The organism is Plantibacter sp. Leaf1 (assembly GCF_001421315.1).
GTDB lineage: Bacteria > Actinomycetota > Actinomycetes > Actinomycetales > Microbacteriaceae > Plantibacter.
Window position 1 is genome coordinate 444,881 of the sequence record NZ_LMJX01000001.1, and the last position, 13,086, is coordinate 457,966.

General features: G+C 70.1%; 10 protein-coding genes. 7 read left to right on the top strand and 3 right to left on the bottom strand.

Going from position 1 to position 13,086, the window contains the following annotated elements; translation table 11 throughout:
• Positions 1-774 (bottom strand): DeoR/GlpR family DNA-binding transcription regulator (locus ASE44_RS01980; protein ID WP_056914180.1); only part of this gene is annotated, 774 nt, incomplete at its 3' end.
• 120 nt (positions 775-894) lie between these two features.
• Between ASE44_RS01980 and ASE44_RS01985 the strand changes: the two genes are divergently transcribed.
• From ASE44_RS01985 to ASE44_RS02015, 7 genes are all read left to right on the top strand, one after another.
• A complete protein-coding gene (locus ASE44_RS01985) occupies positions 895-2,211 on the top strand; it encodes an alpha-glucosidase/alpha-galactosidase (RefSeq protein ID WP_056776891.1) in 1,317 nt (438 codons plus the stop codon).
• Between the two features lie 54 nt (positions 2,212-2,265).
• The gene (locus ASE44_RS01990; protein WP_056776894.1) at positions 2,266-3,621 is read left to right on the top strand and encodes an ABC transporter substrate-binding protein; all 1,356 of its coding nucleotides are present in this window, start codon (positions 2,266-2,268) and stop codon (positions 3,619-3,621) included.
• Positions 3,621-4,580: a carbohydrate ABC transporter permease gene (locus ASE44_RS01995; protein WP_082455659.1), complete on the top strand. Its 960-nt coding sequence runs from the start codon at positions 3,621-3,623 to the stop codon at positions 4,578-4,580. Before ASE44_RS01990 ends, ASE44_RS01995 begins: the two co-directional genes overlap by 1 nt.
• Positions 4,580-5,476, top strand: coding sequence for a carbohydrate ABC transporter permease (locus tag ASE44_RS02000; RefSeq protein WP_056013726.1), 897 nt, complete (start codon positions 4,580-4,582; stop codon positions 5,474-5,476). The genes ASE44_RS01995 and ASE44_RS02000 overlap by 1 nt, the downstream gene beginning before the upstream one ends.
• Positions 5,477-5,591: 115 nt before the next feature.
• Positions 5,592-6,752 (top strand): SIS domain-containing protein, encoded by a 1,161-nt coding sequence (locus tag ASE44_RS02005; RefSeq protein ID WP_056013723.1) that lies wholly within the window; start codon positions 5,592-5,594, stop codon positions 6,750-6,752.
• A gap of 2 nt (positions 6,753-6,754) precedes the next feature.
• Positions 6,755-7,720 carry a BadF/BadG/BcrA/BcrD ATPase family protein gene (locus tag ASE44_RS02010; protein ID WP_056776897.1) on the top strand — a complete coding sequence of 322 codons (966 nt, stop codon included), beginning with the start codon at positions 6,755-6,757 and terminating at the stop codon, positions 7,718-7,720.
• A gap of 77 nt (positions 7,721-7,797) precedes the next feature.
• Positions 7,798-8,691, top strand: coding sequence for a DUF2268 domain-containing protein (locus ASE44_RS02015; protein WP_056776899.1), 894 nt, complete (start codon positions 7,798-7,800; stop codon positions 8,689-8,691).
• A 30-nt stretch (positions 8,692-8,721) separates the two neighbouring features.
• On the opposite strand, the gene ASE44_RS02020 is transcribed toward ASE44_RS02015, so the two are convergent.
• Both ASE44_RS02020 and ASE44_RS02025 read right to left on the bottom strand, forming a co-directional pair.
• Positions 8,722-9,528: a TipAS antibiotic-recognition domain-containing protein gene (locus ASE44_RS02020; protein ID WP_056776903.1), complete on the bottom strand. Its 807-nt coding sequence runs from the start codon at positions 9,526-9,528 to the stop codon at positions 8,722-8,724.
• Positions 9,529-9,787: 259 nt separating this feature from the next.
• Entirely contained in the window at positions 9,788-12,874 is a 3,087-nt protein-coding gene (locus tag ASE44_RS02025) for a lamin tail domain-containing protein (protein ID WP_056776905.1), read from the bottom strand.
• Between the last annotated feature and the right edge of the window lie 212 nt (positions 12,875-13,086).

The following is a 13,086-nucleotide window of genomic DNA, read 5'->3' on the forward strand; positions in this document are numbered from 1 at the left end:
GCGCTCGAGTTCGGCAGGATCGGCCGAGGCGTCCGTCACGAGGTCGTGGATCTGCCCAAGGTCCGCCATGCGCGCGAGCGTGACGCGCCCGACCTTCGAGCCGTCGGCGACGACGATCACCCGTTGCGCGTGCAGCACCATCGCGAGGTTCGTCCGCGCCTCACGCTCGTCGTGGGTCGTCGCACCGCCGGACGCACTGATGCCGTCGGTACCGAGGATCGCGGTCCCCACGTTGATCGCGCTGAAGGTGTTCTCGGCGAGCGCCCCGACGGCCTCGAACGACGAAGAGCGCACCAGACCGCCGGTCATGATGACCTGCAGGTTCGGCCTCGACGCGATCTCCGTCGCCGTCGTCAGCGAGTTCGTCACGATCGTGAGCTCCGAGCGGTTGCTGAGCTCCTTGGCGACGGCCGCCGTCGTCGTCCCACCACTCAAGGCGATGGCGTAGGGGCCGGCGGGGATCATGTCGGCGACCCGACGGGCGATACGGCGCTTCGCCTCCCGGAACTGGGTGTCGCGGAACCGGACCGGCACCTCGTCGCGTGCGTCGACCGCCCGGGCGCCACCGTGGGTGCGGAGCACGAGACCGAGGTCGTCGAGGTCGGCGAGGTCGCGCCGGATCGTGGGGGCGGAGACGGCCAGCCGACTCGTCAGCTCGTCGATCGAGACCACCGCGTCCGCGGCGGCCAGCTGGGCGAGGATGTCGCGCATCCGCTGACTCCGCTTGCCCGACGGCGCACGCTGCGACAACTCCGCAGCGGTGGGTCCCTGCATGGCGACTCCTCCGTCGTCCTGTCGCCTGCCGCACCCCCGACGCTCAGCGAAAGTGATCACTTCAGGCAAAATCCGATCAACTTCTTGCTCGGTTCGATCACTGTAGTCGATGATCGCTCCATGACACGAGTGACTTTCATCGGAGCAGGCAGCGTCGTCTTCACCCGCCAGCTCATCGCCGACCTGCTGCGGTACCGCGAGCTCGCAGGGCTCGAGATCGTGCTGCACGACATCAACGCGGAACGCCTCGCCGTGGCGGAGGGCACCGCCCGTCAGGTGGACGAGCGTCTCGCCGGTCGCGCCACGATCACCGCCGAATCCGACCGCCGTCGAGCACTCGCCGGTGCCGACTTCGTGATCAACATGGTCCAGGTCGGCGGGATCGCCGCGACCTACTCCGACCTCGAGATCCCCGCCGCGCGCGGCCTCCTGCAGACCATCGGCGACACCACCGGCGTCGGCGGCGTCTTCCGAGCCCTCCGCACTTTCCCGCTGCTCTCGGCACTGACCGCCGACATGCGGGAGATCTGCCCCGACGCCCACCTGCTGAACTACACCAACCCGATGGCGATGAACATCTGGTGGGCGTCGGTCGTCGCCCCCGACATCAGCGCGATCGGCCTCTGCCACAGCGTCTTCTGGACGGTGAACGACCTCTGCGAGCTCGTCGGCGTCCCGATCGAGGGCACGACCTACCGCGCGGCCGGCGTCAACCACCAGTCGTGGCTGCTCGAGTGGACGCACGACGGCCGTGACCTGTACCCGCTGCTGCGTGAGCGCATCCGGAACGACCCCGAGCTCAGCCGGCGCGTGCGTGTGGAGATGTTCCGACGCATCGGCTTCTACCCGACGGAGACGAGCGAGCACTCCTCCGAGTACCTGTCGTGGTTCCTCCGCTCCCCCGAGCAGATCGAGCGCTACCGACTCCAGCCGCTCGAGTACCTGGGCATCAGTGAGGAGAACGTCGCCGAGTTCGAGGCGACCAAGGCGGCACTCGCATCCGGCACCCCGCTGACGCTCGAGGAGGAGGCCAGCGAGTATGCACCGCAGCTCATCCACTCGCTCGTGACGGACACTCCGCGCCTCATCCACGGCAACGTCGTCAACCGCGGTCTCATCGACAACCTGCCGCAGGGCGCGGTCGTCGAGGTGCCCGTGCAGGTCGACGCGAACGGGATCGCCCCGCAGGCGATGGGCGCGCTGCCCGTGCAGTGCGCCGCGATGAACCGCCCCTACGTCTCGGTCGCCGAGCTCACGATCGAGGCCGCCCGCACCGGCAACCCGACGCTCATCCGTCAGGCGGTGCTCATGGACCCGAACGCCTCCTCGACCCTCACGCCAGAGCAGATCTGGGAGCTGTGCAACGACCTCGTCGCCGCGCACGGCGACCTCCTGCCGGAGCCGCTGCGCGAGATCATCCCCGCCGACCGCATCTGACCGCACCGCCGACCCGCACCGTTCCCGAACGATCGACACAGGAGACGACCACCGATGTTCCCACCCCGTTCCACGATCCACGCCCCAGCCTCGCGTCACGCCCGCCGAGCACGCCGCCTCATCACCGCGACCGCGATCGTCGCCGTAGGAGCCCTCGCGCTCTCCGGCTGCGCGGGCGGCTCCTCCGGTGCGACGACCCTCGACAAGGAGGCGAAGGTCAAGCTCACGTTCTGGACGGGGCAGGCCGATGCCGCCCAGCAGATCCTCACCGGTCTCGTCGACGAGTTCGAGGAGCTGCACCCGAACGTGACCATCGACGTGTCGTCCGGTGCGCCGTCGACGGAGGACCTCCTGCAGAAGCTGTCCGCAAGCTTCGCCGGCGGCAACTACCCGGACGTCTCCTACGCGTTCGGTTCGTGGGCGAGCCGCCTCGAGGCCTCCGGTCGCACCCTCGACATCACCGACCAGGTGGCCGAGCCCGACGTGAAGTGGGACGAGTTCTCCGAGGCCGCGCGCCAGACCGTGCAGCCGACGGGCGAGAAGACCATCGGGTTCCCGGCGGTCGTCGACAACATCTCGCTGCTCTACAACACGACGGTGTTCGACGCCGCCGGTGTCGCCTACCCGACGGCCGACTGGACCTGGGACGACTTCCGTGAGGCGTCGAAGCAGCTGACCGACCCGGCGACGAACACCTACGGCTACGCGTACTCCGTCTCCGGCAGTGAGGAGACGACCTGGCAGTTCTGGCCGCACCTCTGGCAGAACGGCGGGTCGATCATCTCCGACGATGACAAGACGGCCGAGTTCGCCTCCGACGCCGGCGTCGACGCCCTCACCTTCCTCCGCGACATGGCGGTCGAGGACAAGAGCGTCTACCTCGACCAGACCGACACGAAGTTCGGCGACCTGTTCGCCAGCGACCGCATCGGCATGATCACCTCCGGCCCGTGGCAGCTCTCCACGCTGCAGACGAAGGGCACGAAGTACGGCGTCACGGTCCTGCCGGGCACCGATGGCGACCACCAGACGGTCTCCGGTCCGGACGTCTGGGCCCTGTTCGACCACAAGGACAAGAACCGCGAGTACTGGGCGTACGATTTCACGAAGTGGCTCACCGACTCCGAGCAGGACCTCAAGTGGAACGTCGCGTACGGCAACCTGCCGCTGCGGTCGAGCGAGATCGACACCCCGGAGTTCCAGGCGCAGGTGGACAAGCTCCCCGGTCTCGACGTCATGGCCGAGAACGGCGTGAACGCCAAGCAGGCCCGACCGACCGTCCCGGGCTACGTGGGACTCTCCGAGGCGATCGGCAAGGCGATCTCCGCGGTCCTGCAGGGTCAGGGCGAGCCGAAGCAGGCGTTGGAGGATGCCGCGAAGGCCGCCGACGCCGCCCTGGCGGACGACTGATGTCGACCACCGCGGAACGCGACGTGAAGCGCACGGCGAAGCCGGGGCGGGGTGGGCACACGCCCGCCGCGCCCCGGCCCGGCCGGCGACGCCTCCGCGACAACCTCACCGGCTGGGGCTTCGTCGCCCCGGCGATGCTCATCGTGCTCGGTCTGTCGATCTTCCCCGCGATCTGGGCGTTCTTCCTGTCGCTCCAGAAGTGGGACGGCTTCAGCGAGCCGGAGCAGGTCGGCCTCGAGAACTACGCCAGCATGATCGGCAACGACGAGCTGCAGGCGGCCGTCGTGCACACCGTCGTCTACACGCTCCTGTTCGTCCCCGCGTCGCTCGGTCTCGGGCTCTTCCTCGCCGTCGCCCTCAACCGCCGGATCCGTTTCATCGGCGTCTACCGCACGGCGATCTTCGTCCCGTTCGTCGCCTCCGCCGCGGCCACCGGCATCCTCACCACCTACCTCTTCAACCCGCAGTTCGGTCTCCTCAACACCGTGTTCCGGTTCCTCGGGCTGCCGGCGCAGGGCTGGCTCGAAGACCAGGGGCAGGCGATGGTCGTCATCACGATCATGTCGCTCTGGGGGCAGGCGGCGTTCACGACCGTCATCTACCTGGCGGCCCTCCAGGACATCCCCTCCGAGCTGCTCGAAGCCGCACGGATCGACGGGGCGAACGCCTGGCAGTCGTTCTGGCGCATCACCTTCCCGCAGCTCGGGCCGGTCACCGTGTTCGTGGCGATCTGGCAGTTCATCCAGGCGATCCAGCTGTTCGACCTCGTGTACACCACCACCAGGGGCGGCCCGCTCGGCGCCACCCAGACGATCGTGTTCTACCTGTGGGACGCGGCGTTCAAGCAGTTGCAGTTCGGGTACGGCTCCGCCGTGGCCTACGGCCTCTTCGCGGTGACCCTCGTCGCCACGATCGGTGTCGTCCTGTACTCCCGCCGGTCCAATGTGGAGGCATTCTGATGACCGTCCTGACCACCCCGCCGCGTGGCGACGCCGCCACCGGCAAGCCCTCGGTCACCGCACCGCCCGCCGAACGTCGCACACGCCGGCGCTTCAGCCTCTGGCACCTCGTGCTCGCGCCGATCGCGATCATCTTCGCGATCCCGTTCGTGCAGATGTTCATCACCTCGGTGACGCCGGAGTCGGAGATCAACACCTTCCCGCCGCGGATCCTCCCGTCGCACATCACCTTCGACGGCTTCGCGAAGCTGTTCACGGAGTCGGGCATCCTGCTGTGGCTCGGCAACACGGTGATCGTGTCGGCCGTCGCGGTCGCCTCCCACCTCGTGCTCTGCTCGCTCGCCGGTTATGGCTTCGCCCGGCTGAAGTTCCGCGGCAAGACGATGGGCTTCCTCATGATCGTCGCCACGATCATGATCCCCACACAGCTGCTCATGATCCCGACGTACATCCTGTTCTCGCGGCTCGGACTCATCGACAGCCTGGGCGCGGCGATCGTGCCGTGGCTCGCGTCCGCGTTCGGCATCTTCCTCATGCGGCAGTTCTTCCTGTCGCTGCCAGCGGAGCTCGAGGAGGCCGCCCTCATCGACGGTTGCACCCGCCTGCAGGTGTTCTTCCGGGTGATCCTGCCGCTCGCGAAACCGGCACTGGCGACCCTCGCGATCTTCACCCTGCTGGGTTCGTGGAATGACCTCGTCTGGCCGCTCATCGCGATCAACAACGACCAGGTGTTCACCCTGCAGCTCGGCATCACGAACTTCCAGGGGGCACGGCGCACCGACTGGGCGCTCCTCATGGCCGGGAACGTCGTCGCCACACTGCCGCTCATCCTGTTCTTCATGGTCGCTCAGAAGCAGTTCGTCGCGACCATGACCTTCTCCGGCCTCAAGGGGTAGTCACCCATCCCGGCGTGGCAGGATCACGTCCATCGCCGCGCCTGCAGCTCGGGCACGGCCACCGCAGCCCCACCGCAACACCCCCCATCACTTCGACCCATCCCAGGAGCCACCCGTGTCCATCACCACCATCGTCGGTTCGGAAGCCACCGTCCGCGAGATCACCCAGCAGCCCGACGTCTGGCTGGAGGCGTCGACGGGGATCGCCGCCCGCCGCGACGAGATCGACGCGTTCCTCGCGCCGCTCCTCGCGCGACCCGAGCTGCGCATCGTCCTGACCGGTGCGGGCACCTCGGCCTTCATCGGTGAGATCGCGGCGCCGTCGCTGACCCGGACGCTCCGCCGCCGGATCGACGCGGTCGCGACCACGGACATCGTCTCCAACCCGCGGGAGGCGTTCGCCGAGGACGTCCCCCTGCTGCTCGTATCCTTCGCGCGCTCCGGGAACAGCCCCGAGAGCGTCGCCGCGACCGAGCTCGCCGACCAGTCGCTCGCCGAGGTCCACCACCTGGTGATCACCTGCGACGAGACCGGCGAGCTGTACCGACGCCACCACGACCGCGCCTCGTCGCTCACCGTCCTCATGCCCCGGCGCTCCAACGACGAGGGCTTCGCGATGACGTCGAGCTTCAGCTCCATGCTGCTCTCGGTCCTCCTCATCCTCGGGGGCGCCGACGAAGCCGCAGTGCAGGCACTCGCGGCCGGCGCGACGACGATCCTCGACCAGCGCGAGGTCGACATCCGCGCGCTCGCCAACGAGGGGTGCGAACGCGTCGTCTACCTCGGCAGCGGTCCGCTCACCGGGCTGGCCAGGGAGTCGGCGCTCAAGCTCCTCGAGCTGACCGCCGGACGCATCGTCACCTACTACGACTCGGCACTCGGGTTCCGTCACGGGCCGAAGGCCGTCGTCGACGACAGCACGCTCGCGGTCGTCTACCTGTCCTCCGACCCGTACACGCGCCGGTACGACCTCGACATCGTCGCCGAACTGCGCGCGACGCTGTCGCCGGAGCGCGTCATCGCGATCTCCTCCGAACCGGTCGAGGGCGCAACGGCGCAGGATTGGGTGCTCCCCGAACTCGCCGGCCTCGACGACGCACAGCTCGCCGTGGGCTTCGTGCTCGTGGCGCAGCTGCTCGGGCTGTCGTACTCGCTCCAGCTCGGAGCGACGCCCGACAACCCGTTCCCGAGCGGCACGGTGAACCGCGTCGTGCAGGGTGTCCGGATCCACCCGATGACCTCCGGCGCAGCGAGCACCGCACCCGAGGAGCGGTAGGCGTGTCACTCTTCCTCGGTGTGGACGGCGGCGGCTCGAAGACCGCGTTCGTGCTCCTCGACGACGGCGGACACATCGTCGCCGAGGCGCAGACGGCCAGCTGCTACTACTTCGACGACGGCATCGAGCTCGTCGGTCGGATCCTCACCGAGGGGGTGGCGGCGGTCACGTCGCGGGCGGGGGTCGAGGCGTCCGACATCGATCAGGCGTTCCTCGGTCTGCCGGGATACGGCGAGGTCAGTTCCGACCTCGACCGCCTGAACGCGATCCCCGGCGAGGTGCTCGGTCACGACCGGTACTCGTGCGACAACGACATGGTGTGCGGCTGGGCGGGCTCGCTGGGCGCCGTCGACGGCATCAACGTGATCAGCGGCACGGGCTCGATGACCTACGGCGAGCGCCGTGGCCGCGGGCATCGGGTCGGCGGGTGGAGCGAGCTGTTCGGCGACGAGGGCTCGGCGTACTGGATCGCCGCTCGAGGCTTGAACGCCTTCACGCGGATGAGCGATGGCCGGCTGCCTCGGGGGCCGCTCTACGACCTCATGAAGGCGCGGGTCGGGATCACGAGCGATCTCGACGTGATCGACGTCGTGGTCAACGAGTGGAAAGGGCAGCGCGCGCTGATCGCCGACCTCTCCAAGACGGTCGTCGATGCCGCCGGCCACGGTGACGCGGCGTCGGCGACCATCCTGCGGGAGGCGAGCGGGGAGCTGGTCGAGATCGTTGAGGCGACCCGCGTCGCGCTCGGCTTCGGCGAGGACGAGGTCGTCCCGGTGTCGTACTCGGGCGGGGTGTTCTCGGCCGAGCCGGTGCGGACGGGCTTCGAACGGGCCGTCGCGGCACTACCCGCCCGCTACGACCTCCGGACCCCGCTGTTCGGTCCGGCGGTCGGTGCAGCCCTGTACGCCGCGAAGCGGGCCGGCGCACCGCTCTCCCCCGCGGCTCTCGAGGCCCTCCGCGCCAGGTAGTCCTCCCGGTGCTCGGGCCGGCTCCCCGGTCGGAGGCACTTGACCCTCACGCGGCGTGAGGCTTTAGCGTCGACACCATGACGATCACGATCCTCGACACCGCCAGCGGCATGCGTTCCGTCCTCGATGCACCGGAGGCCGAACGACCAACGCGACTCCGCGCCATGCTCGAGCCCGTCGCCGACATGTACCGGTACTTCCCGGGCGAGGTCGACCTGCTCGCCATGCACACGATGGGCTCGGGGTTCCCGATCGACCGGAGTCGGGATCGGGTCGTCGACGCCCTCGACCGACTCGTCGCCGCGGACGCCTGGGCGCGGATCGAGCGCGCTCTCGACGACGCGCTGACGGTGCAGCTCGACGCGCTCCCCAGCCTGGTGGTACCCGACATCACCGTCCTGCTCGTCCTCGGCGACCCCGACGACAGCTACTTCATGGACGCCATCCGCGGCTTCATCGGCAACGGCAGCGCGACCGGTTTCCTCTCGCTCATCCTCTGGCCGACCCAGGAGAACCTCGCTCGCCTCGAAGCGGCCGCCGTCCACGAGCTCAACCACAACCTGCGATACGCGCCGGGTGGTGTGGTCTGGGATCCGGCGACCGTCGTGGTCGGTGAACAGGTGGTCTCGGAGGGCCTGGCGGACGCGTTCGCCCGGCAGCTGCACGGGGTGTCCGGCTACACGCCGATCGGGGTCGCGCACCTCGACGACGACACGGTGCTCGATCGGGTGGTCGAGGGGCTCGAGGTCGGAGGGATGCAGCACTTCGTCTCGTGGGTGCACGGCGACGAGGCCGCTCTGCGGTTTGGAGGCGAGCCCGTCGGGCTGCCGATGGGTGCCGGCTACGCGGCCGGGAACTGCCTGGTGGACGCCTACCTGTCGGCGACCGGGACGACCGCGGCCGAGGCGCTGCACGTTCCGAGCGCGACGATCATCGAGATCGCGCTGCGCGAGCTGAGCCGAGCCGACTGAGCTGACCGAGGCGGCCACGTTGGCCCGCGGTCATTCCCAGACGGCGGTCTCCGGGTCGACGCCGTGGGTGCGCGCGTTCGCGTCGATGAGGGTCGAGAGCCAGGCGGCGAGGCCCGGCTCGACCCGCTCGTAGGTGTCGGCCATGCCGGGCTCCGTCAGCGCCAGGCGACCGGTAATCACGTGCATGGCCGGCGTGCAGTGGAAGTACTCGCCGAGGGCGGCTCGATGCCGTTCGGCGAGGGCATTCGCCGCATCGGATCCGGCGACGACCCCGGCCCGCTTGGCCTCGGCGAGTTCGTCCACGAGGTCTCGGAGCGGGCCGACGACCGCGCGCCAATCCTCCGGCGTGCGCTCGGCGGACCGCTCGGCGTACTCGGCCCACTGCGCGGAGTCGCCCCAGCGGACACGTGCGGACTCGGCCATCGTCGGGTTCCAGTCGTCACCGAAGACGTCGTGGTGCTGGTCCTCCGGGACGAGCACACCGACCTCGTCCGCTTCGAGCAGGCGGTCGACGGAACGCGCGACGTCTTCGAGCCGGGCGATCGTGTCGGCGAGGTCGCGGCGCCGCTGCGTGAGCTCCGCGCGGCGTTCCGCGGCCGGCGCGCTGAGGAGCGTGGGGATCCGGGCCAGAGGGACGCCGAAGTCGCGGAGCAGGAGGACGCGTCGGAGTCGAGCGACGTCGACGGGCAGGTACGAGCGGTAGCCGCTGCTCGTCCTGCCGGAGGGCTGCGCGACGCCGAGCTCGTCCCAGTGGTGGAGGGTCCGGACGCTGACACCGATCTCGGCCGCCACTCGCCCGACGGTCATGCCACCCTCGGTCACCCGGTGCTCGTCCATCGCCCCAGCATCGCACTCCTGCCCCGGGTCCGCCTTCGGCCAGCGCGGTGCGCTGACGCGAGTGCACCCGACCCGGCCCGGGCGCACCCCACACGCGCGAGCGCGCCCCTCCGGAGACCCGCGCTCACGTCCTAGACCCGCGCTCACGTCACAGCACCGCGCTGGCAACATCACCACCGGCCCAGCGAAACCGGCAGGTGACGGGGAACGGCCCCGGGTGCGCTGGTGCGCTCCCGGGGCCGTCAGGCGTTGCGGAGGATCAGGCCGCCCGGCGACGCGCCCGCATCGCGACGAGGACACCACCGAGCAGGAGCAGGAGCACGCCCGTTCCGATCGTGCCGATGGGCAGCTCCGTGCCGGTCGTGGCGAGCGCCCCACCGGAGGCCGCGCCGTCGACGATCGTCCCGTCGGCTGCGACGACGCGCACCTCGGTCCACCCGATGAGCGAACCGTCCGCCGCGTAGACCGCGACCCGGTGGTCGCCGAGCGTGGCGTCGGCCGGGATCGTCGCCAGCAGGTCACCGGTGGCGTTCGTCGTGCCTGCGGCGATCCGCGCGGGCGTCGAGTACAGCCACACCTCGACAGCCGTGGCCGCGAACCGGTCCTCGAGCCCGACCGTCACGGTCTCGCCCCGCCGCACGGTGTCGGCCAGCGTGATCGCGCCACGGTTGGCCTCGGTGAGGCTCGTGCCGGGCAGCGGCGTGACTCCACCCGTCGGTGGCGTCACGGGCGGCGTGGTCGTGCCGGGCAGCGAGCCGAGACGCAGGGCCTCGGAGGCGAAGCCGTCGGCGAACCAGTACACGGGACGCTTCCCGTCGACCGACAGCGAGGCCGGCGCGGTCGCGAAGCCCTCGTTGTTGAGGTCGGGCAGGCCTGCCGGGCGGGCGACCTGGGCGATGCCCGGCTGCTCGGTCCCGTTCAGGGTGATCTGCGCACCGGTGCCCGCGCAGCCGTCGTCGCACACGGCCCACAGCACGCCGAGGGTCGTGTCGTAGTCGAGCGCCATGACCGCCGGGAGGCCCGGGTCGATCGTCGAGATCAGCGTGGCCGAGCCGTCGGCGTTCAGCGCGAACGCGTACACGTCGCCGGTGTCCTCGACGCCGACGAAGAACAGCCCGTCGCCGTGACCCGCGTAGTTGGCCGGGTCGTACGTCGCCTTCGTGTTGTCGTCGAAGAGCTTGCCGGCGAGGTCGCCGTCGGCCACCCACTCGACCGCTTCGACACCGAGGTTCGCGCCGACCGTCGGCAGCAGGGCCGTGAGGTCCCACTCCTCGGACGCGACGACGTCCGGTCCGGGCGCGTTCGGGTCGACCTTGAGCACGGCGTTCAGCGTCGTGCCCTTCACGCTGTTGTCGCGCTCCACGCCGACGTAGACGGACCCGGTGCCGTCGACCGTGATGCCCTCGGTGTCGGGGCCGGCCGCAGCGGGGTTCGAGGCGTCCTTCTGGAAGCGGGCGCGCTTGCCCTGCTCCCAGCCGTCGACGAACGAGACGGAACCGTCAGCGGCGATGGCCAGCTTCCAGAACGTGCCGGTGCCGTTGTCGACCGCCCAGAGGAACGCGCCGTCTGCGGCGACCTGGGTGTCGAGGCCCGAGCTGTCCTCGAGGAACGTCGGCGTCGTGTCGAGCACGGTGACGTCGGGCGAGCCGGGCCACGGGCCGACGGGGATCTCGCCGGCGCAGACGTTCGCGGCGCCCTTGGTCGACTCGCTCGTCGCGGCGAAGGCACCGGTGGCGTCGGGGCAGCGACCCCAGGTGGTGGCCGGGTGTCCCTCGCCCCAGGTGGTCGAGTCGAGGAGTGCGTCGCCCTCGAAGAGTCGCACCGTGTCGCCGCCACCGAGACCGAAGCCGAGGGCCGCGCGCTCGATGACGAGGTAGCCGCCGGCCGCGATCGTGGTGTTCGCGGGGATCGCGTAGGCGTGGGTGTCGTCGTCGTCCTTCACGACGATGCCGGAGACGTCGAGCGTGGCGGCGGTCGGGTTGACGAGCTCGATCCAGTCGTCGGGCGATCCGCCGTCGGACTCGACCTCGTTGATGCGCACCGGGTTGCCGCAGGCGTTGCGGAGCCCCTTGGTGGAGACCGCGGTGTCGGCGAAGTCGCCGGTGCCGTCGGGGCAGCGGGCGAGGACGCCCTCCGCGTGAGCCGCGTAGGCGTGCTGCGCGACGGTCGCGCCGGCCGCGTTCCGCACGGTGACGGTGTCGCCGTTGCCGAGCCCGAAGACGAAGTCCACGTTCTGGTCGAAGACGAAGTACGCGCCCGGCTCGAGGATCGTGCCGGCGGGCAGCGGGGTGGTCTGGTCGGCGTGGCCCACCGGGTCGTCGTCCATGAGCGTCCAGCCGGAGAGGTCGACGGCGGTCGGCTCGAGGTTGACGACCTCGACCCAGTCGGTGGCGTCGCCGTTCGACTCGATCTCGTTGATGGCGAGGTTCGGGAGCACGCAGTCGTTCGCCGCACCCTTGGTGATGTTGGCGAGCACGAACGGGCCTTCGCCGTCGGGGCAGCGGGCGAGGGTCGCTGCGAGCGAGTCGCCGCCGATCACCGGGTGGCCGCTCCAGGTGCCGGAGCGGTCGATGAGCGTGCCGGCGTCGTCGAAGAGGCGGATCTCGTCGGCGCTGCCGATGCCGATCGGGTCGCGGAAGGCCGCTTCCACGCCGCCGACGAGGCCGACGGTCGACTCCTCGACGACGAGGAACTCGCCCGCCGCGATCGACGTGCCGGGCAGGAACTGCCAGCGGTGGTCGTCGGAGTTGTCGCGGATCTCGTAGCCGGAGATGTCCAGTGCCTCGGTACCGGGGTTGAAGAACTCGACCCAGTCGGCGGGCTGTGAGTCGATCTCGTTGATGCGGATCTCGCCGGGCGTCTCGGGGACCTCGGGTGCGGTGAAGACGTTCGCCGCGCCCTTCGTCGACTCGGTGGTCTCGGCCCAGCCGGAGCGGTCGGCGGTGACGCCGTACGTGGTTGCGGCGTGGCCGGTCCACGAGTATTCGTCGGCGAGTGCCGCGGTCGGGTCGAACAAGCGGACCGAGTCCTCCTTGCCGAGGCCGAACCCGAGCTGCTCCTCCTCGACGACGAGGAACGCGCCGGGCTCGACGACGGTGCCGACCGGGAACGCGTAGTTGCTGTCGTCCTTGTTGTCCTTCACGACCCAGCCGTCGAGCGTGATCGCGGTGGCGGCGGTGTTGGTGAACTCGATCCAGTCGCCGGGGACGCCCCCGGAGGACTCGACCTCGTTGATCTGGAGCCCCGGCGCTGGGGCGGCGATGGCGACGGCGGGTGTCGCGATGAGAGCGGTTGCACCGATGGCGCACGCGGCGGTCATCGTCAACACGCGGTTGAGGCGGGGCATGGGTCTCCAGGGCACGAAGGGACGGGGATCTGGACCCATCCCATCGGCGTGGGGTTGCCGGTTGGAGGAGCGACGGTGGCCGGAAGGTGAACGGCGGGTGGCTTCCCAGGCGACACGTGCCACGATCCGGCAGTTCGGGTGCGACGAGTGCGCGAATCATTGCCGTGATGCCGCCCGTGGGACCGCGCTGGGCGATGACGGACCTCGCTCGT